This window comes from Mycolicibacterium helvum (assembly GCF_010731895.1).
Lineage (GTDB): Bacteria > Actinomycetota > Actinomycetes > Mycobacteriales > Mycobacteriaceae > Mycobacterium > Mycobacterium helvum.
Genome location: NZ_AP022596.1, coordinates 2,294,461 through 2,315,947, shown reverse-complemented (window position 1 = coordinate 2,315,947; position 21,487 = coordinate 2,294,461). Strand labels below are relative to the sequence as shown.

Annotated in this window: 28 protein-coding genes; 13 read left to right on the top strand and 15 right to left on the bottom strand. The window is 66.7% G+C overall.

Annotated features, from left to right (window positions below; translation table 11 throughout):
* The gene (locus tag G6N38_RS10725) at positions 1-606 is read right to left on the bottom strand and encodes a TetR/AcrR family transcriptional regulator C-terminal domain-containing protein (RefSeq protein WP_163747516.1); all 606 of its coding nucleotides are present in this window, start codon (positions 604-606) and stop codon (positions 1-3) included.
* A 76-nt stretch (positions 607-682) separates the two neighbouring features.
* Between G6N38_RS10725 and G6N38_RS10720 the strand changes: the two genes are divergently transcribed.
* The 4 genes from G6N38_RS10720 (at position 683) to G6N38_RS10705 (ending at position 5,006) form a co-directional block, all read left to right on the top strand.
* Positions 683-1,666, top strand: coding sequence for a nitrilase-related carbon-nitrogen hydrolase (locus tag G6N38_RS10720; protein ID WP_163747515.1), 984 nt, complete (start codon positions 683-685; stop codon positions 1,664-1,666).
* Positions 1,663-3,294 carry an amidohydrolase gene (locus G6N38_RS10715; protein WP_163747514.1) on the top strand — a complete coding sequence of 544 codons (1,632 nt, stop codon included), beginning with the start codon at positions 1,663-1,665 and terminating at the stop codon, positions 3,292-3,294. The genes G6N38_RS10720 and G6N38_RS10715 overlap by 4 nt, the downstream gene beginning before the upstream one ends.
* Complete coding sequence (locus G6N38_RS10710; protein ID WP_163747513.1) at positions 3,291-4,634, top strand: APC family permease; 1,344 nt, start codon at positions 3,291-3,293, stop codon at positions 4,632-4,634. Before G6N38_RS10715 ends, G6N38_RS10710 begins: the two co-directional genes overlap by 4 nt.
* A 96-nt stretch (positions 4,635-4,730) precedes the next feature.
* The gene (locus G6N38_RS10705) at positions 4,731-5,006 is read left to right on the top strand and encodes a hypothetical protein (RefSeq protein ID WP_163747512.1); all 276 of its coding nucleotides are present in this window, start codon (positions 4,731-4,733) and stop codon (positions 5,004-5,006) included.
* A gap of 58 nt (positions 5,007-5,064) precedes the next feature.
* On the opposite strand, the gene G6N38_RS10700 is transcribed toward G6N38_RS10705, so the two are convergent.
* The 5 genes from G6N38_RS10700 to G6N38_RS10680 are packed head-to-tail and all read right to left on the bottom strand — an operon-like array spanning position 5,065 to position 8,088.
* On the bottom strand, positions 5,065-5,898 hold the full coding sequence (locus tag G6N38_RS10700; RefSeq protein WP_407662962.1) for a thioesterase family protein: 834 nt from the start codon (positions 5,896-5,898) through the stop codon (positions 5,065-5,067).
* A gap of 29 nt (positions 5,899-5,927) precedes the next feature.
* Positions 5,928-6,122 carry a GNAT family protein gene (locus G6N38_RS10695; protein WP_163747511.1) on the bottom strand — a complete coding sequence of 65 codons (195 nt, stop codon included), beginning with the start codon at positions 6,120-6,122 and terminating at the stop codon, positions 5,928-5,930.
* A gap of 10 nt (positions 6,123-6,132) precedes the next feature.
* On the bottom strand, positions 6,133-7,098 hold the full coding sequence (locus tag G6N38_RS10690) for a pirin family protein (RefSeq protein WP_163747510.1): 966 nt from the start codon (positions 7,096-7,098) through the stop codon (positions 6,133-6,135).
* A gap of 17 nt (positions 7,099-7,115) precedes the next feature.
* Positions 7,116-7,406 (bottom strand): hypothetical protein, encoded by a 291-nt coding sequence (locus tag G6N38_RS10685; RefSeq protein WP_163747509.1) that lies wholly within the window; start codon positions 7,404-7,406, stop codon positions 7,116-7,118.
* A 49-nt stretch (positions 7,407-7,455) separates the two neighbouring features.
* Positions 7,456-8,088: a TetR/AcrR family transcriptional regulator gene (locus G6N38_RS10680; RefSeq protein ID WP_163747508.1), complete on the bottom strand. Its 633-nt coding sequence runs from the start codon at positions 8,086-8,088 to the stop codon at positions 7,456-7,458.
* A gap of 95 nt (positions 8,089-8,183) precedes the next feature.
* On the opposite strand from G6N38_RS10680, the gene G6N38_RS10675 reads away from it, so the two are divergent.
* Positions 8,184-9,323, top strand: coding sequence for a 3-ketosteroid-9-alpha-monooxygenase, oxygenase component (locus G6N38_RS10675; protein ID WP_163747507.1), 1,140 nt, complete (start codon positions 8,184-8,186; stop codon positions 9,321-9,323).
* Between the two features lies 1 nt (position 9,324).
* On the opposite strand, the gene G6N38_RS10670 is transcribed toward G6N38_RS10675, so the two are convergent.
* Positions 9,325-9,735, bottom strand: a complete 411-nt coding sequence (locus G6N38_RS10670) for a WhiB family transcriptional regulator (protein WP_163747506.1) — start codon at positions 9,733-9,735, stop codon at positions 9,325-9,327.
* A 129-nt stretch (positions 9,736-9,864) separates the two neighbouring features.
* Between G6N38_RS10670 and G6N38_RS10665 the strand changes: the two genes are divergently transcribed.
* The 6 genes from G6N38_RS10665 (at position 9,865) to G6N38_RS10640 (ending at position 13,885) form a co-directional block, all read left to right on the top strand.
* Positions 9,865-10,605 carry a helix-turn-helix domain-containing protein gene (locus G6N38_RS10665; RefSeq protein WP_163747505.1) on the top strand — a complete coding sequence of 247 codons (741 nt, stop codon included), beginning with the start codon at positions 9,865-9,867 and terminating at the stop codon, positions 10,603-10,605.
* Positions 10,602-11,390 carry a C40 family peptidase gene (locus tag G6N38_RS10660; RefSeq protein ID WP_163747504.1) on the top strand — a complete coding sequence of 263 codons (789 nt, stop codon included), beginning with the start codon at positions 10,602-10,604 and terminating at the stop codon, positions 11,388-11,390. Before G6N38_RS10665 ends, G6N38_RS10660 begins: the two co-directional genes overlap by 4 nt.
* A 63-nt stretch (positions 11,391-11,453) precedes the next feature.
* The gene (locus tag G6N38_RS10655) at positions 11,454-11,813 is read left to right on the top strand and encodes a DUF4226 domain-containing protein (RefSeq protein WP_163747503.1); all 360 of its coding nucleotides are present in this window, start codon (positions 11,454-11,456) and stop codon (positions 11,811-11,813) included.
* Positions 11,814-11,872: 59 nt separating this feature from the next.
* Entirely contained in the window at positions 11,873-13,264 is a 1,392-nt protein-coding gene (locus G6N38_RS10650; protein ID WP_163747502.1) for a DUF4226 domain-containing protein, read from the top strand.
* A gap of 1 nt (position 13,265) precedes the next feature.
* Positions 13,266-13,583: an ESX-1 secretion-associated protein gene (locus G6N38_RS10645; protein ID WP_163747501.1), complete on the top strand. Its 318-nt coding sequence runs from the start codon at positions 13,266-13,268 to the stop codon at positions 13,581-13,583.
* Complete coding sequence (locus G6N38_RS10640; protein ID WP_163747500.1) at positions 13,580-13,885, top strand: DUF2694 family protein; 306 nt, start codon at positions 13,580-13,582, stop codon at positions 13,883-13,885. Before G6N38_RS10645 ends, G6N38_RS10640 begins: the two co-directional genes overlap by 4 nt.
* A gap of 6 nt (positions 13,886-13,891) precedes the next feature.
* Here the strand turns inward: G6N38_RS10640 and G6N38_RS30225 are convergent, their stop codons facing one another.
* The 7 genes from G6N38_RS30225 to G6N38_RS10610 form a co-directional block, all read right to left on the bottom strand.
* The gene (locus tag G6N38_RS30225; RefSeq protein WP_170314161.1) at positions 13,892-14,029 is read right to left on the bottom strand and encodes a hypothetical protein; all 138 of its coding nucleotides are present in this window, start codon (positions 14,027-14,029) and stop codon (positions 13,892-13,894) included.
* A 37-nt stretch (positions 14,030-14,066) separates the two neighbouring features.
* On the bottom strand, positions 14,067-15,320 hold the full coding sequence (gene lipE, locus G6N38_RS10635) for a lipase LipE (RefSeq protein WP_163747499.1): 1,254 nt from the start codon (positions 15,318-15,320) through the stop codon (positions 14,067-14,069).
* The gene (locus G6N38_RS10630; RefSeq protein WP_163747498.1) at positions 15,317-15,802 is read right to left on the bottom strand and encodes a peroxynitrite isomerase; all 486 of its coding nucleotides are present in this window, start codon (positions 15,800-15,802) and stop codon (positions 15,317-15,319) included. Before G6N38_RS10630 ends, lipE begins: the two co-directional genes overlap by 4 nt.
* Before the next feature lie 19 nt (positions 15,803-15,821).
* Positions 15,822-16,229, bottom strand: a complete 408-nt coding sequence (locus G6N38_RS10625) for a VOC family protein (RefSeq protein ID WP_163747497.1) — start codon at positions 16,227-16,229, stop codon at positions 15,822-15,824.
* Positions 16,230-16,319: 90 nt separating this feature from the next.
* Positions 16,320-16,727: a VOC family protein gene (locus G6N38_RS10620; protein WP_163747496.1), complete on the bottom strand. Its 408-nt coding sequence runs from the start codon at positions 16,725-16,727 to the stop codon at positions 16,320-16,322.
* Positions 16,728-16,764: 37 nt separating this feature from the next.
* A complete protein-coding gene (locus G6N38_RS10615) occupies positions 16,765-17,400 on the bottom strand; it encodes a class I SAM-dependent methyltransferase (RefSeq protein WP_163747495.1) in 636 nt (211 codons plus the stop codon).
* A 60-nt stretch (positions 17,401-17,460) separates the two neighbouring features.
* The gene (locus G6N38_RS10610; RefSeq protein ID WP_163747494.1) at positions 17,461-17,901 is read right to left on the bottom strand and encodes an STAS domain-containing protein; all 441 of its coding nucleotides are present in this window, start codon (positions 17,899-17,901) and stop codon (positions 17,461-17,463) included.
* A 379-nt stretch (positions 17,902-18,280) separates the two neighbouring features.
* Here G6N38_RS10610 and G6N38_RS10605 point away from each other — a divergent pair, with 379 nt between their 5' ends.
* Together G6N38_RS10605 and G6N38_RS10600 are read left to right on the top strand one after the other, a co-directional pair.
* Positions 18,281-20,041: an N-acyl-D-amino-acid deacylase family protein gene (locus tag G6N38_RS10605; RefSeq protein ID WP_163751927.1), complete on the top strand. Its 1,761-nt coding sequence runs from the start codon at positions 18,281-18,283 to the stop codon at positions 20,039-20,041.
* Between the two features lie 44 nt (positions 20,042-20,085).
* Complete coding sequence (locus tag G6N38_RS10600; RefSeq protein WP_163747493.1) at positions 20,086-20,949, top strand: rhomboid family intramembrane serine protease; 864 nt, start codon at positions 20,086-20,088, stop codon at positions 20,947-20,949.
* Between the two features lie 27 nt (positions 20,950-20,976).
* On the opposite strand, the gene G6N38_RS10595 is transcribed toward G6N38_RS10600, so the two are convergent.
* On the bottom strand, positions 20,977-21,435 hold the full coding sequence (locus tag G6N38_RS10595; RefSeq protein ID WP_163747492.1) for a hypothetical protein: 459 nt from the start codon (positions 21,433-21,435) through the stop codon (positions 20,977-20,979).
* Between the last annotated feature and the right edge of the window lie 52 nt (positions 21,436-21,487).

Below are 21,487 nucleotides of genomic sequence, written 5' to 3'. Positions count from 1 at the left end.
TCAGGCTTCCCGCGACATCCCTCGCAGCAGCACCGCCAGTCCGTACTCGAAAGCGTCGTCGGCCCGCCCGGGCTGGGGTCCGCCGGTCGCCAATGCGGCCGCGAGTTCCGGTCCCACCTCCGCGCCGGACTCCCAGGGCTCCTCGGGCGCGGCCAGGTCCAGCGCTGACCCCAGCACAAAGCAGTCCATCAACGTGATCGCCCGTAAGGTGTCGGCGGCGTCGAATCCGGCCCGGCGCAGCGTCATCGCCAGCACGTTGTACATCCCGATGGCGTGGCTGCTGTTGACGGGATAGGCGGTCAGCAGTGGGATCAGCCGCGGATACCGGGCGAAGCTGCGCCGGTACGAGCGCAGGATGTCGGCGACCACATCGGCCCACGGGCGGGCGGGCTCGTCGTCGGGCAACTGGACCTCCGACATCGCCCGCTCGCGCAGCAGTTCGACGATCTGGTCACGGCCGGTCACGTGGTTGTACAGCGAGGACGGGGTGACCTGCAGTTTTTTCGCGAGATCCAGCATGGTGAAACCGCCGGTGGCGTTGACCAACTCCATCGCGGCGGACGCGATCCGGTCGATGGACAGCAGCGGCGTCGGCGGCCTGCCCATGACATCCCCTCTCCCTCTTGCGAAGAAGTATGAGCCAGTTCACACTAAAACGAAATAGATTCGTTTTAGGAGCCGGATGAAGATCCTGACCGCGCCCGCGCTCGAGCCGCTTTCCCGCTCGGGCCCGTCGCTTCGGCCGCCACTACGGGTAGGACTGGTTCAGCACCGGTGGCGCCCTGACCGCGACGAGTTGGTGGCCGCCCTGCGCGGCGGCATCGACAGGGCGGCCGCCGAAGGCGCATCGGTGGTCTTCCTGCCCGAGATCACCCTGCTGCGCTATCCCGCCGACACCCCGGCTGGAGCCAACCCCGCCGCGTTGGCCGAGGACCTGGCGGACGGCCCCACCTTCGAACTGGCGGCGAACGCCGCACGGGCCCATGGGATCTACGTGCACGCGTCGCTCTACGAGAAGGCGCCCGAGACGCACGACGGCCTGGGCTACAACACCGCAATCCTGGTCTCCCCCGCCGGCGAACTCGTCGGCCGCACCCGCAAGCTGCACATCCCGATCTCGGCGGGCTATTACGAGGACACCTATTTCCGGCCCGGCCCCGGCGCCGACCCCTACCCCGTCTACGCCCCGGACGGTCTCGACGCTCGCATCGGCTTGCCGACCTGCTGGGACGAGTGGTTTCCCGAGGTCGCCCGGAACTACTCACTGGCCGGCGCCGAGATCGTCGTCTACCCCACCGCCATCGGGTCCGAACCGGTCTTCCCCGACTTCGACACCCGGCCGCTGTGGCAGCAGGTCATCGTCGCCAACGGGATCAACAGCGGGCTTTTCATGGTGGTGCCCAACCGGGTCGGCGACGAAGGCAAGGTGACCTTCTACGGCTCCTCGTTCATCTCCGACCCATACGGCCGCATCCTCGTGCAGGCCCCCCGCGACGAGGAGGCCGTGCTGGTCACCGATCTCGACCTCGACCAGCGCCGCGACTGGCTGGAGCTGTTCCCCTTCCTGCTGACCCGCCGCCCCGACACCTATGCCGCGCTGACTCGTCCGGTGGTTGCCGACGAGCCCTATGGCGCCGGACACCTCGCCACGGCTGTGGTCAAATGACCTCGATCCTGTTCTCCGGCGGTGTGATCTGGACGGGCACGGGCAGCGACGCCGATGCTCTGCTGGTCACCGACGGGGTGGTCCGTGCGTTGGGTGCGCAGGCAACGGAACTTGCCGCCGGTATCGAGTGCGAACGCATCGATCTCGAGGGCGGATTCCTGATGCCGTCTTTCGGCGACGGCCACGCCCATCCGCTCTATGGTGGACTCGAAGCCGTCGGCCCCGCGGTGCGCGGGTGCAGCACCATCGACGAAATCGTTACTGCGGTCAAGGTTTACGCGCAAGACCATCCCGATGAGGACTGGATCGTCGGGGCCTCCTACGACGGCAGCCTCGCACCCGGTGGCCTATTCGACGCCCGCTGGCTGGATGCGGCGGTGCCGGATCGGCCGGTTGTGCTGCGGGCGTGGGACTACCACACGCTGTGGTGCAATACCGCGGCCATCGAGCGGGCCGGCATCACCCCTGACACGCCAGATCCGGTTCTGGGTGAAATCCCGCATCGGCCGGACGGTTCCGTGCTGGGTACGTTGCGGGAGTGGGGCGCAACCGATCTGGTAATGAACGTGATGCCGCCACGTGACGAGCGCCACCGCATCGGTGCGCTTGAGACGGCTGCAGACTATTTCCTGGCCCGCGGTGTGACATGGGTGCAGGACGCCTGGGTCGAACCCGGCGATGTCGCCACCTATGTGGCCGCGGCCGGCCAGGGTGCTCTGCGGATGCGGTTCAACCTGGCGCTCTACGCCGATCCGCGCCATTTCGACACGCAGATCGAACAATTCGCGGCGTCGCGACGCGCTGTCGAGGAAGCGGGGTCGCCCCTGCTGACCGCGCAGACGGTGAAGTTCTTCGCCGACGGTGTCGTCGAGAACGAGACCGGTGCGCTGCTGGCGCCCTACTGTTCCGGGTTGCATAGCCACGGCATGCAGAACTGGGAGGGTGACTCACTGGCCGAGGCGGCCCGCCGGGTCGACGAACTCGGACTGCAGATCCACATCCACGCCATTGGTGATGCCGCCGTCCGCCAAGCCCTCGATGCGATCGAATATGCCCAGGCGCGCAACGGAAGTCGGGACCGCAGGCCGGTGATCGCCCACGTACAGCTCGTGGACGACGCCGACATCGGACGGTTCGCCGCGCTCGACGTCATCCCTAACATGCAACCGCTGTGGGCCCAGATGGATGCGCTGATGACCGTGCTGACCATCCCCCGGCTCGGCACCGAACGGGCCGATCGGCAATACCAGATGCAGACCCTGAACCGCTCCGGTGCCGCACTGGCGTTCGGATCGGACTGGCCGGTGTCCTCGGGTGCCCCACTGGACGGCATCGCGGTGGCGACGTCCCGGCTCACCGCCGAAGGTCAGCCGAAAGGCGGGTGGACACCGCACGAGATCGTGCCGATCGAGCGTGCGCTGTCGTCGTACACCGGTGCCGTTGCCTACCAGGCCTATGCCGAAAACACCTGGGGAGCGATCACTCCCGGCGCCAGCGCCGACCTGGTGTGGCTCGACCAGGATCCGCGGAACACACCGCCGCTGGATCTGCCGGGCGTGGGCATCCGCGCCACCTACTTGCGCGGTGCGCAGGCCTACCGGGCTGACGAACGAAAGGTACGACCATGACCGCGGAATACATCACCGGTCCCCACGAGGGGCACCTGAAACGAGCGCTGGGCCTGCCGTCGCTGGTCTTGTTCGGCTTGGTCTACATGGTCCCGCTGACCGTATTCACCACCTACGGCATCGTCACCGAAACCTCGGGCGGCCGGCTGCCGCTGGCCTACATCGTCACGCTCATCACCATGGTGTTCACCGCGCTGTCCTATGCGCGGATGGCGGCGGCGATTCCGGTCGCCGGTTCGGCCTACACCTACACGCAGCGCACCTTCGGGGCACCCGCCGGCTTCCTGGCCGGGTGGTCGCTGCTGCTGGACTACCTGTTCCTGCCGATGCTGAACTATCTGGTCATCGGGCTTTACCTGAACGCGGCGCTACCGGCGCTACCCGCCTGGGTCATCGTCGTTGTGTCGATAGCGATCGTCACGGTGCTCAACATCATCGGCATCGTGTCCGTCGCGCGGGCCAACTTCCTCATCATCGCCATCCAGGCGATCTTCATCGTGGTGTTCGTCGCCCTCGCGATCGCCAAGACCACCGGCTACGGCACCGTCGACCTGCTGGCGCCCTTCACCGGTGACGGCACCGCAGGCGGCATGAGCCCGGTCCTGGCCGGCGCCGCGATCCTGTGTCTGTCGTTCCTCGGTTTCGACGCGGTCTCCACGCTGTCCGAGGAGGCTCGCGACGCCAGACGCACGGTGCCGCAGGCGATCATGATCGCGACGATCGTCTCGGGGATCATCTTCATCCTGCTGTCCTATGTGTCGCAGCTGGTGTTCCCGTCCAACAAGTTCGCCGATGTGGACACCGGTTCGACCGACGTGATGCTGGCCGCGGGCGGGGCATTCGTCAACACGTTCTTCACCGCGGCCTACGTGGCCGGCGCGCTCGGTTCGGCGTTGACCTCGCAGGCTTCGGTAGCCCGGATCCTGTACGCGATGGGTCGCGACGGCATCCTGCCGCGCAAGGTCTTCGGGCATGTGTCCGCCAAATACAGCACCCCGGTGTACGCCATTCTCACCGTCAGCGTCATCTCGCTGCTCGCGATCTGGATCGATCTGACGATTCTGGCTTCGGTCGTCAGTTTCGGTGCGCTGGTGGCGTTCTCGGTGGTGAACCTGTCGGTGATCAAGCACTACTTCGTCGACATGCGGGAACGCAACATCCTACTCAACGTGATCGCTCCGTTGATCGGGTTCCTGCTCACCGCCTGGCTGTGGACCAGCCTGTCGGGTACCGCGCTGACGATCGGATTGATCTGGCTGGCAATAGGCTTCGTCTGGCTATTGGTCGTCACTCACGGATTCCGTCGGCCCACTCCGGTGTTGGACCTGGAATACGAGTGAGCCTGGTCGGCTATCCGGGCATCCGGTCCGACGTCTTCGCCGGGCGGCCTGACCAACATCGCCGCCCGCGGATCGATCTCGCAGTAAGGTCACAGGATGGGCATGCGGGCGGGGATTTCCAGGGCGTTGTTGGCCGCCGCGTGCGGGGCGCTGTTCGTGGCCGCGCCGGTCGTGGTCGCGGCCCCGGCCGCCGCCTGCCCGATCGGGCATCTGTCGGACCCCATCACCGGTCAGTGCTATGTGGGCAACGGTCTGCCGAGCGTTGGCGGCATCCCGTGCATCCCGGGCAAGTCGGTGGGCACCTGTCTAGGCATCCTGCAGAATCAGTCGCCCCGCGGGGGCGGTCCGCCGGTGGGCGGTCCCTGGCCCTGAGGTCGGTCGTCGAAGGTCGGCCGCCCGCGGCCCGGCCGGCGCTTCTCACCGGACCGTTCTACGCCCGTGGGTGAAACGATTCCGCCGGGTTGACCAACCCCACCGTGATCGCATTGCCGATCGGGCCCTGTGCGTCGAACACCGCCGCCGCGCCGGAGGCCACACCGTCGTAGCTGTTATGGGACATGGCCGCCAGGCCGATATAGTCGCCGACTGGCTCGCGGGCCAGGGTCAGGGTGTAGTCGGCGTTGATGTAACGCAAACCCTTAGTGCCCCAATGGGATAACGCGCTCGTTGCGTCACCGGCCATCGCCACCTGGACGAACGGGCTGGTGACTTCGCCTTCGATTAGCGGACGGACTTGCCGGATCCAGGCGTACTTGGGGCCGGCGGCGTCATTCCACTCGGTGAAACCCATCGCTCCGCTGGACCCGCCGTCTCCCCCGTATCCCCAGACGAACATCATCAAATCGTCGGGCAGCGGACCGGGATCCGGGGGCAGCGGCGGCATGGTCACCGGCGAGGACCAGATGTCGCCGCTCGGGTGCTCACCGCGGCGCAGGAACACCGCACTGGCCCGGGACACGACGACATCGTTCTGGACGAGTTCGGCATCGACCAACCGGATGCGCCGGCCGTCACGCTGCACGGTGGTGCGAACCTCCAGGGGTGCGATCGCGGTGGGCCGCAGCAGGTCGACGGTCAGTCGGGCGGGCACCAGCCCGGGCCCGCTGCCGACCTGTTCCAGCGAGCGTGCAAGGAAGCCGCCGACGACATGCCCGCTGATCGTCGGACCCCACGGGCCCTGTGCTGCCGGGCCGGGCAACAGCACGTCGCCGTCCGAGACGGCATAGGCCCGCGAGGTGCTATCGGTGCTGCCCAGATCTGTCACGAGCTCACACGATAGCGGCGCAGCGGTGGTTACCCGCCTGGCACCGTCTGCAGGTGACGCTTGATGTCCGGAGTAAGTGGATCGATGACGTCGTCGAAGTCGTGATGCTTGTCGAGGTAATCGGCGACCATCGGGCACACGGCGACGATGCGCAGGCCGGCAAGGGTGAACTGGTCTGTGCCTGCGGTGACGGTAGTGGGCGCGCCGGTTTTGTCGGTGGTCATGGGAACTCCTTCAGGTTTGGCGGCGCGGTCGCAATCGGGTGGCGGGCAGCGCGGGTGCGGGCAATCGCGGGACTGGTCCGGTGTACCCGCTGACGGCTCCGAACCGATCATCGCCGTCCTGCCACAGCTGGCGGTAGGAGACGATCTCGTCGTGGCTGCGCCCGACGAAGTTCCACCACATCAGCAGGTCCTCGGTGAACGGTGCTCCGCCGAGCAGCACGACCCGGGCCGCCATCCCGGCGGGGTTGTGCAGACGCACGGTGGTGCAGCCGGGTCCCAGGTATGCCAGCTCACCGGATTCCAGCGCCCGTCCCGCGGCGTCGACCCTGCCGAGATCCACCAGCACCCCGTGCTCGAAGCCGGCGTCGATGTCGAGGTCGATCGTGCACCCAGCTGCCAGGTCGAGCTGGGCCCCCAACAGCGGCGTGAACGTGTGCACCGGTGAACGCTGGCCGGCCAACTCACCCAGGAAAACCCGGATCTCGGCACTGTCTCGCGAGATGGGTTCGGGCACAAAGTGATCGAAATCGCGTGCGACGTTGCGGTGGGCATCGGGAAGCGCCACCCACAGCTGCACGCCATGCAGCACGGTGGTCTTTTGCGTCGACACCTCGGAGTGGCAGATGCCGGCTCCGGCCGTCATCAGGTTCAGCTCGCCCGGGTTGACGAGCTGGTGCACGCCGGCGCTGTCGCGGTGCTCGATCTGTCCTCGGAACAGCCAGCTGACGGTCTGCAGGCCGGTGTGCGGGTGTGGCGGCACATCCATGCCGGCGGCCTGCCGCACGTCCTGCGGGCCGTAATGGTCGGCGAAGCACCAGGCGCCGATGAGCGAGCGCTGGCGCTGCGGCAAGGTCCGCCGGACCGGCAGCGCGCGCGGTCCGCCCAACGGGACCTCCCGCGGTGAGAGGACTTCGAGCTCTGCGGCATCTGTTGACACGCAGGCGAATTCCGTCGGCGTGGTCTCCAGATTGCTCATCCCCGCGACTCCCCCCGCTAGTCCGCGCGGGCGTCCGCCGACGGGCCGTCACTGTCGGTGGAGATGTCCGGCGCGAACATCTCCGGACTCAGGGGGATGGCAACCGTCTCCGGCTCGGGCTCATCGACCTCGGCAGTCTCGACAGGTGTGGCGGGCGCTCGACGGTCGGAACGCCAGTCCCGCAGCAGTAACAGGATGCCCAGGACGGCCAACGCGATCACACCTATCGCGACGAACGTGTTGTCGGTCAGGACCGCCACCACGAGCGTGATCAAGCCCGCCAGCGCCACCACGACAACGATCCGCACGGACACAGTTCTATCCGCAGATGCGCTCCCCCGACGGGAATTGCCACAGTCAGCGAGTCGCGGCGGCGGCCACCGGCGCCGCGGTCAGCATCGCCGCCAGCATTGTGACGATCTCTTCGAGGCTGTCCGCGCCACCCCGCGAGTGGCTCCGCTGCTGCCCTCGGGGACCGTCGCCTGCCTCGACCCGCCGCTCATGGTCGGCCAGCAGGGCGAACATCGTGGTCGCGACGGCGCTGACCCGGCTCTCTCTGGCACTGCGTTCCTTGAGCGGAACCAGCCTGGCCAGCGCGTCCAGGATGCGCGGCCAGGCGGACTCGGCGGGGCTTTGCGGCTCCCTGTTCAGCCGGATCCGGACCACCTCGAGGAATCGCGCGTAGTGGGTGCCTTCGCTGTGGAAGAAGGGTCCGACCAGGATCCGCAGCACCGCGTGTGCGTCGGCCATCTGCTCGTCAGACATGCGATCGAGCAGGGCTTGACGCTCGACCTCCATCGGCATCAGCCGACGGGCCACCACCGCGTCAATCAGGTCTTGGCGGCTGCGGAAGTAGTAGTTGACCGCAGAGTTGTTGCGCTGCCCCGCGGACTTGGCGATCTCGCGCAATGGCACCTCGAAGCCATGCTCGGCAATCAGCCGTTCGGCGGCGTCGAGCAGCTCTTCTCGAGATCGAGCGCCGCGGTCCACGCCAGCAGTCTAAATGCATGCTAGGCAGATTTAAGCACTCGTGCTTAAATTAGGGCTGGGTGCCCCTCAGCCAGAGTGAAAAGGATGTGCGCCACATGACCGAGATCCGGGAGATCGACCCCGGCACGCCGATGACGCGATTTGCGCGGGGTTGGCATTGCCTGGGCTTGGCCGATGATTTCCGTGACGGCAAGCCACACGGCATCGAAGCATTCGGCAGCAAGCTGGTGGTCTACGCCGACTCAAACGGCGACATCCAGGTGCTCGACGGCTACTGCCGCCACCTTGGCGCCGACCTGGCGATGGGCACGATCAAGGGTGACAACCTGGCGTGCGCATTTCACGATTGGCGCTGGAACGGCGCAACCGGCCGTTGTGTCGAAATCCCCTATGCCAAACGGGTTCCGAAGCTGGCACGCACACGCAAGTGGCAGACCTTGGAAGTCAACGGACAGCTACTGGTGTGGCACGACCCCGAACGGGGAACGCCGAGCGCAGAACTCACCCCGCCGACGATCGAGGGCTACGACGAGGGCCGGTGGTCGAAATGGGCGTGGAACTCGATGGTCATCGAGGGGGCGCACTGCCGCGAGATCGTCGACAACAACGTCGACATGGCGCACTTCTTCTACATCCACTACGCCTACCCCACCTACTTCAAGAACGTCTTCGAAGGACACACCGCCAGCCAGTTCATGGAATCCAAAGGCCGCCAAGACTTCACCGAGCATCCTGAACGGCTGTGGGAGGGCACCAAGCTGCGCTCGGAGGCCACATACTTCGGGCCGTCGTACATGATCAACTGGCTGCACAACGACCTCGGACCGGACTTCACTGTGGAGTCGGTCCTGATCAACTGCCACTACCCGATCAGTCAGAACTCATTCATGCTGCAGTTCGGGGTCTCGGTGCAGAGCATGCCGGGGTTGTCAGAAGAGAAGACCGCCAAGCTCGCCGAGTCGTACTCGAAGATCTATGAAGTCGGCTTCCTGCAGGACGTCGAGATCTGGAAGCACAAGACCCGGATCGAAAACCCGCTGCTGTGCGAGGAAGACGGGGCGCTCTACCAGTACCGGCGGTGGTACGAGCAGTTCTACGTCGACGTCGCCGATGTCACCCCGGATATGACCAACCGCTTCGAGCTCGAGGTCGACACCACGCACGCCTATGACGTGTGGCAGCGTGAGGTGGACGCGAACATGCAGAAGCGTTCTGCTGCGATAACTTCCAGCTAGATCACGCGGCGGTGCGCGGCTGGCCCAGCGGCAGGTGGACGACGGTTGCCACCTGGGCTGGCAGCGCTTCGCTGCGAGCCAGCAGTTCCGCGCTCTCGGGTAGCTCGCGCGGGTTGAGCTGCCCGTCGGCAATGCGTTGCAGAACATCGTGGGCATGGGCCAGCTGGGCCCGCTTGCGGTACTGACCGCCGGGCAGCTTCACCCCGGCCCACACCCCGTACTCCTCGCCGCCCTCGACGGCGGCGCGGGCGCACGCGCGCTGCTGGGCCAGCGGGCACCTGCGCAGGCAGATCGTCCTGGCGCGGGTGGCCGATTGCTCGTAGACGCGGGCCTTGGCCGCGCCGTCACTGGCGTCGTCGTCGGCATAGCCGAACCAGAGATCCGGCTCGAGCGAGCATGGGCGGTTGTTCATCGGAGCCTCCTTGACGAGATTCAATGACGGAAGCGTATATGCGTTCGGCGCGGATGGCAAGAGAAACGTAGAAGAAAACGTATATACGAACCACGCTGTGTACGCTCCGTATATGGCTGGAGCCCCACGGTGAGCCGAGAGGCGGCGGGCGCGGCCATTCGGACATTGCGGGAAGCTAGGGACTGGTCACTGGCCGATCTGGCTGCGGCCACCGGAGTCAGCATCATGGGCCTGAGCTTTCTCGAACGCGGAGTCCGCAAACCCCACAAAGGCACAGTTCAGAAGGTTGAAAACGGATTGGGCCTGCCGCCTGGGACGTATGCGCGGCTGGTTGTTGCCGACGATCCGGACGCCGAGATCGCTCAAATTCTGGCCAGCTCGCCAGCCGACTCGACCCAGCCGCGGGCCACCGCCGGCATCATCGTGAGCCGCCACAGCGACGCCGATGTCCTCGAAGGGCACGCCGAGGCGCACCTGGATTCGCTCAACTCGTTGATAGCCCGGCTGCCAGCGGAGACGTCAAACGAATACGAAACGTATATTCAGTCTGTGATCGAGCAATGCGTGAAGGCGGAACTGCTGGCCGCCAACTCGTGGCGCGTCGCGGTCAACGCCGGCGCCGAATCAGCGGATCGTCTGATGACCCACCTCAAGTCGCTGGAAGCAATCCGAACGGGCCTGCTGGCCCGGATGCCCGGCAGCATCAGCGCCCGCTTCGACCAAGCCTGCGCACGCTCGGATCTGCCGGAGTCAGTGATCGCGACACTGCTGGGGGTGGGAGTGGACCAGGTGTGGGACATCCGCAACCGCGGTGCCATCCCACCGGGTGCGCTGCCGCGAGTGCGGGCATTCGTCGAGGAGCAGTCGTGACCGCTCCCGAGCTGGACATCCTGGGCCGGGCCCATGCGCTGTTCGCTGGCCGGCGTGAAATGCCGGTGCTGGAACCGACTTCCGGGCTCCCGTCAGCGTCACCGGACGGATTGCCCGCCGCCTACCGCCAGGCCGCCGACCGGCACCGCGAGGATCTCGGCGCAGTCCGCCGCGTCGATGCCGAGCTGTCGGCGATCCTGGCCCGTGCGCAGCGCGACCAGCGCGAGGCACATCAGCAGACCCGGGCTGTGCTCGATGCCGCCCGCGCCGACGCCGAATCAGCCCCCGACAATCCGGTCGCCCAACGTGAGCTGATGCGCCGCCGCGCAAGACGGTTGCGGGCCCAGCACGCCCACGTCCTTGCCGCCCGCCGGCGGGCCCGCCGGCGTCTGGCGCTGGTGCGCGCATTGCGGTACCGCCGCCATCGTCTGCGGGTACCCGCGCCGAATGAACGCGCGGCGCTGGCCGTGCGGGCAGCGCTCTCGCGGTTGGGTTGTCCCTATGTCTGGGGTGCGGCCGGACCTGATCGGTTCGACTGCTCAGGCCTGGTGAAGTGGGCATATGCCCAGGCCGGGGTACATCTGGACCGCACCACCTACGACCAGATCAACGACGGCGTGTCGGTGGCCCGCTCCCAGGTCCGGCCCGGCGATCTGGTGTTCCCGCACGCCGGGCACGTCCAGCTGGCGATCGGCAACGGGATGGTGGTGGAGGCACCACACGCCGGGGCCAACGTGCAGATCAGCCGCATGGGAGCCAACGTCGCGATCCGCCGGCCGCTCTAGTCGCAGGACTCCTCGGACGCTATGTGAGTTGTTCGGCGAAATCCCGCTGAGTACCGTCGACCCATGGCTGAGCACGCCGGAGCGTCGGGGGAGGCACTTGAAGCCGCCCGATCGGTGCTCGCCGTGCGCGATCACGATCTCGCCCAGGCCGACGCCGAACTGGCCGCGGTGGTCGCCAGTGCCCACGCCGCCGCGACAGAAGCCATCCGCAAGCTCGACGCCGTCAGCGCCGAGATCGAAGCAGCGGTCGCCCAGCGCACGGTGACCGCGCCGTCCGAAGGACGTGAGTTTGCCCGGTTCCTGATCGACAAGCAGCACGAGATCAGTGACATTCTCACCACAGCACGTGCCGACGCTGATGCCAAAGTGGTTGTGCTACAGCAGCTTCTCGGCCGGTATCGGTTGCCATCCACACCACAGTGAGCGGGTGAATTGTCGGCCCCGGGTTGGCTGGATACAGTCGCCGGCATGAAGGGGCACCGGTGGCGAGCTACCAAGACTTGCTCGACGCCATAGCGCGCGTGGGTGTTGCCACCGGCGACAATCGGGCGTGGATGACGGGGCTGTCGGACGCGGACCTCGCCTTGGTCACCAGCCCGGTCAACGTCATCTCGCCGAACGGAATTGACAACGTGGTGGCCAAGATTCGCGCCCAGCACCGCCAAGTGTTCGATCCGGTGCCGCCCGCGGTACCGGGCCCGGTCGTCGCGGAGGGCCGAGCGGCAGACGCCATCCGTACCGCTGAAACCTCGCTGGTCCAGCAGCATTCGGTGAGCGCGCAGCTCGACCTCCAGGTCATCACTGCAGTACTCAATGCGCACAGCACGCATGCCGCGGGCCGGGAGGCACTCGACGGTCTGCAGCGCGATATCGAGAACGCAGTCGCCACCCGCACCGATCTGGACACCCCAGCGGGTGCCCGCACGTTCCAGCGCTATCTCATCGGAAAATTGCGCGACATCAAGGCCGTCGTGGAAACCGCGGGTCTGGACGACACCTCCAAGGCGACGCTGGCCGCCGCGCTGGCATCGCTCTACGTGGGCGCCACCCCGGACGTCACGGACGAAAAGGCACCGGAACCGAAATCGGTAGCACCGGCCGCCGAGCATCCGCCAATGCCTACCGACCTCCCGCCGGTTGCGGCCGACCCTCTCGACGATGCGCTACTGCCCGACGATCTCGCCGAGCTCCCGCCGGAGCCGAGCGCCGCCAGCCAACCGATGCCCGCGCCGATGATCCCGCCAATGGCGGGAATGCCCGCGTTTGGTGGCGGGAGCGGCAGTCCGGCCCCGGGTCCGGCGCCACTGCCGCCGACTCTCGACAACCTGACGTCGCCGCGGTTACCCACCGATGACAGCCTGCTCGACACCCCGATGCTCGACGAGCCCGTCGATGACGGTGCGGACGACCCGCCAGCCGATGCAGAGGATGAGGCCGCGGCGGAGGAGCCCACCGCGCCGACCTCGGACGACGCGACCGTCGTGCACCTGCCGAACGGCGAAACCGTCACAGCGCCGACTCCTGCGCTGGCCGCCGCCATCACCGCCGCCGTCGCCGGCACGCCCATCCCGGAGGCGTTCCGACAGCAGGGCATCACGATCCCGGCGCCCGGCAGTGCCGTGCCGCAGCCGATCGACCCCACCCGGGTCATCCCCGGCGATATCGGGATGCTGACCGATCGGCACGCACTGGCCCTGGGCAACGGCAAAGCGGTATTCAACAATCAGATCCAACCCATTGCCAGCGTCACCGGGCCGAGCTTTCTAGGGTGGGAGCATCCGCCGGAACCGGGCAGCACGACGCGAACGCCGAAACCAGACCAACCGACTCCGACCCGGCCGGCGGTAACGGCCGGCCCACCGATAGGAGAGTGACATGGCCGAGCGCATCCATGTGGTGCCCGACGAACTGCGCAGGGCGGCTCGTGACCACCAGGACACCGCCGAGCAGCTGAGCTCGGTGCCGTCGCGGCACGCGGACATCCTGGCCAGCCTCGATTCGCTTGGCCCGATCTTCGGGGAGCTGCGCGACGCTGGCCGCGAACTGCTGGATCAGCGGCGAGTCTGCTACGAGCAGCAGGCGGCGGCGCACGCCGAGCTCGCCACCAACCTGCGCTACGCCGCCGACGTCTGGGAGCAGCAGGACACTGCCGCTGCCGCGGAGCTGGGTCGGATCACCGAGGATGGTCCATGACCGCACCGGACCCGGAGTTCGATGCCGTCCATCCCAGTGGGCACATCCTGTTCCGCTCGTGCCGGGGCGGATACCTGCACAGCGTGGCGCTGGCCGAAGCGGCCATGGATGCCACCGCGGACACCCTGGCGCAAGCGATCCTGCTGACCGCTGACGTGTCCTACCTAAAGGCGTTGATGCAGGTTCGCGCAGAAATCGTGGCGGCGGGCCATACGCCGTCAGATGACATCGCGGGCAGCCGTGAACTCAAGCTCGCCACTGAGGCGCTGGCCCAGCATCGGCTGCGGCCCGAGGCGCCCTGACTCCGGCTACCGGTCGCGCGGGGACTCGGCGTCGGGGGCGATGATCTCAGGTGGCGCAACAGGATTCGTGCCGAACAATTCCCGGGCCCGCACAAGCAGGGCGCGCACCTCGTCGAGTTGCTGCTGCAGCAGCGAGTCACCCATGGCCGGTACGTTATCCGCCCCGCCGGGCGGGCACAATTCACCTGCCGGCGCGGGGGATCTCAGCGTTGATGCGGTCGAGTAACGCGGTGTAGCGCCCGGCTTCGCGGTGCTGTCCAGGTTTACCGCTGCTGATCAGCCCGACCGACAGCTGCCGCTCCGGATCCGCCCAGACCGCCACGTTGGTCAGTCCGGTATGGCCGAACGCGGCCGGCGCGTTGCGCCCGAACGGTCCAAACCTGGTGGACCCCAGCATGTAACCGGTGCCCCAGCGGATCGGCGCCAGTCCTGTCGCGATGTCGGGCCGCAGCCGCCGGGCCGGTGCAGTCGCGGCCCGCAGCGTGTCAGCTCGCATGATCCGCACTCCGTCGAGTTCGCCACCGCGGCGCAGTATTTCGGCGAATCGGGACAGTTCGTCGGCCGTCGAGATCGTGCTGGACGATGGGACTACTCCGGTGAGGAACAGCGGGGTATTGGAGAACGGGATGATCTGTGCTGGTGTGCCGCCGACGGCGGTGCGGAACGCGGCGGCAAGTGGAGCAGGCAGCGGTTTTCCGGTCACGTGACTGGGGGCGACCAGGGGGACATCCTGTTCGACCACACCGTAATTCGTCCACCGAAACCCCAACGGATCCAGGATCTGGTCAGCCAGGATGTCGCGGATGTTGCGCCCGGTGGCGGCCGAGACGATCTCGCGGACCAGCGGCCCCCAGGTCAGGCCGTGGTAGATGTGCATCAATCCGGGTCGGTGGATGGGCTTGAGCTCACCCAGCATTTCCCGAGCGTAGTCACTCTCGTTCATCCGCTTGAGGTTTGGCCGTGGTCCCGTCGCAAATGGCACCCCTGCGCTATGGGTGATCACATGGCGGATGGTGGTGCGGTCCTTGCCGTGGCTGGTGTAGTTCGGCAGGTAGTCGCAGACCCGGTCGTCGAGTGAGAAGTGTCCCTGCTCGACGAGCATGTGCACCACCGTCGTACTGATCGCCTTGGCCGCGGAGTACACGCAGAACGGGGTCGCGATGGTGACGGGCACTTTGTCGGCGTCGGGCGGGTCGGCGGGCCCGTTGCCCCAGCCGTGCCCGATCGCCCGGTTGAGCACGACTTTTCCGTTGTGCCGGAGGCACAGCTGGATGGCCGGGTGCATGCCCGCGGCGTACCAGTGCCGCACTGACTGCCAGATCCGCTCGGCGGTGGCCGCCGAGACGTCGCCGTGGTCTTCGACGCCGACATCGGTGACGGCGTCGAAGTCGGTCGGAACGGCGATGCGTCGCTGGCGGGCGGGGGAGGAGCTCACCCCGGCTGCCTGTGCAGCGTTGCGGCCAGATGATGGGTCAGGGGTTCGCCGACAGCGGCCATCGCCAGGCGGTAGCTCAGCTGGTCACCGGTGAGGTGAAGCGAACGGCTCAGCGCGGTAACGCTTTTCGCGGAGCTGGTGAGCCCGATGGCGGTCGACACCACCTCGATGGTCAGGTCGTCGCCCTCGACGGACAGCGCGCCCTCATCGATTTCGGTGACCCCGGTGGGATGCACCACAACCAGTTCGATCCGGTTGGGTGCAGGCAGCCGGAGATAGCCGGTCTCGGCATGCAAAGGCCGGCCGTCGTCGGTGGCGCGGGTGCGCTGTGAGTAGGTCAGGAACGGCTTGCCGAGGTGACCGATGGTGATCTCCTCGCGATAGCCGAACGAGTCGATCGTCGGATACTCGCCGGCGCCGGCCCCCGCCCAGGTGCCCAGCAGGGGAGCGAGGATCGCAAGGTCAGGATGCAGGTCGGGCACAATCCCAGGCTACGACGGTCTACAGCGGTCCGACGAGCTCGACCCAGTTGCCGTCGGGGTCAGCGACGAACATCCAGCCCATGCCGGGGACCGGGGCGAACTCGGCCAGCTCCTGCGCGATTTCGTATCCGGCGGCCTTCACCTGCTCGGCGGCCTTGGTCACGCTGGCCACCACCACGGTGTAGTAGCGGATGCCGGCGGCGGCCGGCCCCCCGCCCCGTGTCGCCGGTGCGGCCGGCGGCTGGTCGAGGGTGATCAGCTTGAGCACGTTGTCACCGAGCGCGTAACGCTTCATCGTGCCGCCGGGGAAATCGAGGTCGCCGGTGTAGGGCAGGCCGAGGAAGTTCTCGTAGAACTCGACCATGGCGTCGAGGTTGGTGGTGACCAAACCGACTTCGATGTTCTTTGCCAGTAGATCGATGGCCATGGGGCTCCTCCGCGCTGAGTTCGGCTGACGTCGGAAGAATAGCCGCGCCAGATCTACGTCCGGCGCGCAGGAGCGAAGCGACCCGGGGAACTACAGGGGTCCGGCCAGTTCCACCCAGTTGCCGTCGGGATCGGCGACGAACAGCCAACCGATGCCGGGCAGCGCGGTGAAAGCGGTGAGCGGTTCGACAATCTCGTATCCGGCGGCTGTCACCTGCTCGGCGACTTCCGAGACGTTTTTGACCACCAGGGAGAGGTACCGAACGCCGGTCTGAGCACGTCCGCCGCCGGGTGTCACCTCCGCGGCAGGCGGCTGATCGTAGGTGACCAGTTTGAGGGTGTTGTCCCCAATCAGGTAGCGCTTCATCGTGCCGCCGGGGAAGTCGAGGTCGAGCTGGAACGGCAGGCCGAGGAAGTTCTCGTAGAACTCGACCATTCGGTCCAGGTTCGTGGTGACCAGACCGATTTCGACACTGTGGGCGAGCAGCTCGATGGCCATGAGATTCAGAGTATCGGCGCTCGATTCACCGTAAGCGTCAGCCCTTCTCGCCGATGGTGACCAGGTCCCACACACCTTTGGTCCATAGCGGCCGGTCGACCCGGCGTTGGTCGGTGATGGTGAAGCCGGCGTCGGCGAACAGTGTGCGCATCTCTTGCGCCGAGGGATTGTGGGCGGCGCTGGACCGGGAGTTGGTGAGCCGCCCCAGTAGCGGAAGCTGGGGCGGGCTGATGGTCGCGACCGCCGCCAGACCGCCCGGTCGTAGCACTCGGTGGAACTCGCGCATCGCCGCCGGCTGGTCGAAGAAGTGGAACGCGGATGTCGAGACGATGGCATCCAGGGCTTCGTCGTCGAAGGGCAGCTGTTCGGCCGGGCCCTTGCGCCAGTCCACCTGCGGTGATCGTGCTCGGGCCTGGCGCAGCATGCCGTCGGACATATCGACGCCGTAGATCTCGTCGGGCTCCAGCTCTTCTGCGATGCGAGCGGCCAGAATGCCTGTCCCGCAAGCGATATCAGCGATTCGGCGAGAGCCATGGGCGCGGAGCTCGTCGATCACCTCGTCCTGGGCGGGGCGGTAAACCCACTGCTGGAGTCCCGGGTGGTCGTAGAGCGGCGCGGCGATGGTCCAAAACTGCGTCACGACATCGTTGAGGTTGCGACCGTGTGTGGCCATGGGCTGCCCGCTTCCGATTGAACCGACCGATACCGGCCAGTCTAGGAAGCGCGGCTGGGACTACTTGGCCAGCGGGGCGAGCTGCAGATGAGTGTGCGGGCCCCGGGCCAGTGCGGCTACCGCCGAGACGATATTGCCCGCGGTGGTGAACTGCTCGTCGGGATCGCAGACGCGGAGCACTCGCGCAACTTCCGGGCCCGGAACCAGCACCCAGTCGATTCCGAGCCGTGAGCAGCGCGCTTGGATGCGCTGCAGGATCGAATAGCCGTCGGTTGCGAAGAAGCTGAGTCGCGACAGATCCAGGACCAGCTGGTCGTAGTCGCCCAGGAGCTTGTGGACATAGCTGAGCAGCTCATCGGAGTTCGCCGCGTCGACCTCCCCGACCGCGGCGACGAGAACGGTGGTCGCGCTGAGCTCTCGCGCCCGGAACAGCCCGTGATCTGCACGGTCACGGCCCAGGCGGGCAACCCCCAAGGGCGTCGCGGTGGTGGCAACAGACATCACGCCTCCAAATATTTGTGTTCCGCAATGCTGCCGGGGTGCAAGGCGCAAGCTCGTGTCGAGACTTCGCTGCGAGAGTTCGTAGGCCCTCGCGCATTGGCATCTCCGGGCGGCTGTGAACTCAACCTGTTGGAAATGTACTACGGATTTCGTTGCCGGACCATTAATTGTTTCTAATCCTCATCGCTGCACTTCAAGCATGATTCATGTGTCCCGGAGATGGGACGTGGATGCGCGGACCTGGCAAATATTTACGGCGCGAACAATTGATTCCGCAGGTTAACTACCGACCGACACTGATGACAGTTTTGAAATTGTGTCTACCAACGCTGGTGACCCGGATTACCCTGGCTGTCGGCGCACCGTCGAGGAGGCACAGATGTACGACCTGACGATCACTGGTGGCACCGTCGTAGACGGTACGGGCGACAAGCCCTTCAGAGCCGATATCGGCATCAAGGATGGGCGGGTTGTCGAAGTCCGCCGCCGCGACGGTGACGACGCCGGCCTAACAGGGGAGTCCGCCCAGAGCATCGACGCCACCGGCAAGATCGTCACACCCGGCTTCGTCGACATTCACACGCACTACGACGGCCAGATCAGCTGGGACGGTCTGCTCGAACCGAGTAGCCAGCACGGGGTGACCACCGTGGTCAGCGGCAACTGCGGTGTGGGGTTCGCCCCGGTGCAGCCCGGTCGCGAGCAGTGGCTCATCGAGCTGATGGAGGGTGTCGAAGACATCCCCGGAACGGCATTGACCGAAGGCATCAAGTGGGGCTGGGAGAGCTTCCCGGAGTACCTGGATGCAGTCGAAAAGCAATCGCTTGCAGTCGATTTCGGAACCCAGATCGCCCACGGCGCGGTCCGCGGCTACGCGATGGGAGACCGTGGGGCCCGCAATGAGTCCGCCACCGAGGACGACATCGCCGCCATGGCGCAAATCGTCCAGGAGGCCATTGAGGCCGGGGCACTTGGGTTTTCGACATCCCGGACCGAAGCCCACCGCGCCATCGACGGCGAACCGGTGCCCGGCACCTACGCCGCCGAGGATGAACTGTTCGCACTCGGCCGGGCGATGGCCCGCGGCGGCCAGGCCGTCTTCGAGGTGGCCCCGGCCGGCACCGCGGGTGAGAGCCTCGACGGCCCGATGCGTGAGCTGGACTGGATGGTCCGGCTGGCAGCCGAGATCGACCGGCCGCTGTCCTTCGCGATGGTGCAGACCCAGTCCGCGCCCGACCTCTGGAAAAAACAGCTGGATATCGCCGGTCAGGCCCTCGACGACGGAATCCGCGTCCACCCCCAGTTCGCCGCCCGCCCCTTCGGCATGCTGTTCGGGTTTGCCGGCTATCACGCCTTCACCCACCGGCCGACGTTTCGGAAGTTGAAGGCTGAGCTGAGCCCGCAGGAGTTGGGCACCCGCTTGGCCGACCCGGCGGTGCGGGCCGCGATCCTGGCCGACACGGACCTGCCGCCGCAGCCGCTGCCGCTGTTCGACGCGTTGTACGCCATGATCCAGCACGCCGCCGACAGCATCTACGCGATCGGTGACCCGCCGGACTACGAGCCGACGCCGGATCAGACCGTCGGCGCGATTGCCCGGGCCCGCGGGGAGGACCCGCTGGCCACGATGTACGACCTGATGCTGGAGTCCAACGGCACAGCGATGCTGATGATGCCGTTCTTCAACTACGTCGAGGGCAACCACGATGCCATCCACGAGATGATGTCGCACCGCGCCGGGGTGTCGGGACTGTCCGACGGTGGCGCGCATTGCGGTCTGATCTGCGACGCCTCGTATCCGACATTCATGCTGACGCACTGGGCTCGTGACCGCAGGCGCGGTCCGCGCTTCCCGCTGGAGTACGTGGTGCGCAAGCAGACCCTCGACACGGCAACCCTGTTCGGATTGACCGACCGGGGGGTGCTGAAGGTCGGTAAGAAAGCCGACGTCAACGTCATCGACCTCGATGCGTTGACACTAGGGGTGCCGTTGATGGCCTACGACCTGCCGGCCGGCGGGAAGAGGCTGATCCAGGGCGCCAGCGGCTACGACGCCACTGTGGTCAGCGGTGTCGTCACCCGCCTGGGCGGCGCCGACACCGGGGCTCGGCCGGGCAAAGTACTGCGCGGCGTGCGCTGAGCGCGGTGCCGCTTGCGCGGCACAGTATCTTCGGTGGCAAGACCATGAGCATCCCGTACATACCGCAAACACCGGCAGGCATACCGACCTGCTACCGCCATCCCGACCGGCCGACGTACGTGCAGTGCACGCGCTGTCAGCGACCCGTCTGCCCCGAGTGCATGCGCAGCGCCGCGGTCGGTCATCAGTGCGTCGACTGTGTGGCCGCAGCCGCGCAGGCCGTACCCCAGGCGCGAACCGCAGCCGGTGGGGTGTGGCGCACCGGCCGGCCGGTGGTCACCTTCGCGCTGATCGCAGTCAACGTGCTGATGCTCGTGCTGCAGATGTCCTCAAAGAATCTGGAACGCGAACTCGTGCTGTGGGCTCCTGGTGTGGCCGGCGGCGAGTACTACCGGCTGCTCACCTCGGCGTTCATGCACTACGGCGTGCTGCACCTGCTGTTCAACATGTGGGCGCTGTATGTCATCGGCCCGCCGCTGGAGGCCTGGCTGGGGCGATTGCGATTCGGAGCCCTCTACGGGCTCAGCGCGCTGGGCGGGTCGGTGCTGGTGTATCTGCTCGCCCCGATCGGGGCCGCGACGGCGGGCGCGTCGGGGGCGGTGTTTGGTCTGTTCGGCGCCACGTTCGTACTCGCTAAGCACCTGCGTCTCGATATGAAGTGGCTGATCGCGATCATCGTGGCCAACCTGGTTCTGACATTCAGCGTGCCGACGATCAGCTGGCAGGGTCATATCGGTGGCTTGGTCACCGGGTCGCTGATCGCCGCGGTCTTCGTTTACGCCCCACGAGAGCGCCGCAACCTGGTGCAGGGCGGGGCCTGCGCGGCCGTACTGCTGGTGTTCGCAGCGCTGATCTACTGGCGCACAGCCGAGTTGATCGGCCAGTACGGCGCGCTCATCACAGGCTGAGCGAGACAATCGGCGCTAGAGCTGGGGCTACAGCCGGGTCAGCCAGAACGGATAGGTGAAGGTGCCGCCCGGCGCCCCGTCGCAACCGGCGTCGAATGACGACTGCAAGGTGCCAGACAGGGTCGTGGCGTCCCAGGTGAAGACGTCGCGGGTCGGGATGACCGGGCCGTAGTAGATATCGCCGCAGCGCAGTCCGTCGGGGTTGTCGACCGTCATCGTGTATTGCCCGTTGTTCAGCGTCGCAATGCCGTACCAGGGATAGGCCTTGGCGATCGGCATCGGGTTGGCCGAGACCCGCACGCACGTCGGGGAGAACACGATCTCTCCGGGGCAGGGGTTGGCCGCCCAGGCCCAGGTATGGAAGTCGCGCCGGTCCGGGATGATGAAGTTGTAGTTGCCCGGCCACAGCTCAGCCGAAGCGGGCGGCGCCAGTGTCAATGCTGACGCCACTGCCGTGAGCGCAACGCCTATCGCCAACGTCCGCATGGGCGGGCTCCCTCCTCCGACTTTCACGGATGGTCCGACCATGAAATCTAAG

Bases quoted from the DNA above. Each gene is read 5' to 3' on its own strand.
- G6N38_RS10725 (WP_163747516.1), bottom strand. From the start codon at position 606: ATGGGCAGGCCGCCGACGCCGCTGCTGTCCATCGACCGGATCGCGTCC.
- G6N38_RS10720 (WP_163747515.1), top strand. From the start codon at position 683: ATGAAGATCCTGACCGCGCCCGCGCTCGAGCCGCTTTCCCGCTCGGGC.
- G6N38_RS10715 (WP_163747514.1), top strand. From the start codon at position 1,663: ATGACCTCGATCCTGTTCTCCGGCGGTGTGATCTGGACGGGCACGGGC.
- G6N38_RS10710 (WP_163747513.1), top strand. From the start codon at position 3,291: ATGACCGCGGAATACATCACCGGTCCCCACGAGGGGCACCTGAAACGA.
- G6N38_RS10705 (WP_163747512.1), top strand. From the start codon at position 4,731: ATGGGCATGCGGGCGGGGATTTCCAGGGCGTTGTTGGCCGCCGCGTGC.
- G6N38_RS10695 (WP_163747511.1), bottom strand. From the start codon at position 6,122: ATGACCACCGACAAAACCGGCGCGCCCACTACCGTCACCGCAGGCACA.
- G6N38_RS10690 (WP_163747510.1), bottom strand. From the start codon at position 7,098: ATGAGCAATCTGGAGACCACGCCGACGGAATTCGCCTGCGTGTCAACA.
- G6N38_RS10675 (WP_163747507.1), top strand. From the start codon at position 8,184: ATGACCGAGATCCGGGAGATCGACCCCGGCACGCCGATGACGCGATTT.
- G6N38_RS10670 (WP_163747506.1), bottom strand. From the start codon at position 9,735: ATGAACAACCGCCCATGCTCGCTCGAGCCGGATCTCTGGTTCGGCTAT.
- G6N38_RS10655 (WP_163747503.1), top strand. From the start codon at position 11,454: ATGGCTGAGCACGCCGGAGCGTCGGGGGAGGCACTTGAAGCCGCCCGA.
- G6N38_RS10645 (WP_163747501.1), top strand. From the start codon at position 13,266: ATGGCCGAGCGCATCCATGTGGTGCCCGACGAACTGCGCAGGGCGGCT.
- G6N38_RS10640 (WP_163747500.1), top strand. From the start codon at position 13,580: ATGACCGCACCGGACCCGGAGTTCGATGCCGTCCATCCCAGTGGGCAC.
- G6N38_RS30225 (WP_170314161.1), bottom strand. From the start codon at position 14,029: ATGGGTGACTCGCTGCTGCAGCAGCAACTCGACGAGGTGCGCGCCCTG.
- G6N38_RS10625 (WP_163747497.1), bottom strand. From the start codon at position 16,229: ATGGCCATCGATCTACTGGCAAAGAACATCGAAGTCGGTTTGGTCACC.
- G6N38_RS10620 (WP_163747496.1), bottom strand. From the start codon at position 16,727: ATGGCCATCGAGCTGCTCGCCCACAGTGTCGAAATCGGTCTGGTCACC.
- G6N38_RS10615 (WP_163747495.1), bottom strand. From the start codon at position 17,400: ATGGCCACACACGGTCGCAACCTCAACGATGTCGTGACGCAGTTTTGG.
- G6N38_RS10610 (WP_163747494.1), bottom strand. From the start codon at position 17,901: ATGTCTGTTGCCACCACCGCGACGCCCTTGGGGGTTGCCCGCCTGGGC.
- G6N38_RS10605 (WP_163751927.1), top strand. From the start codon at position 18,281: ATGTACGACCTGACGATCACTGGTGGCACCGTCGTAGACGGTACGGGC.
- G6N38_RS10600 (WP_163747493.1), top strand. From the start codon at position 20,086: ATGAGCATCCCGTACATACCGCAAACACCGGCAGGCATACCGACCTGC.
- G6N38_RS10595 (WP_163747492.1), bottom strand. From the start codon at position 21,435: ATGCGGACGTTGGCGATAGGCGTTGCGCTCACGGCAGTGGCGTCAGCA.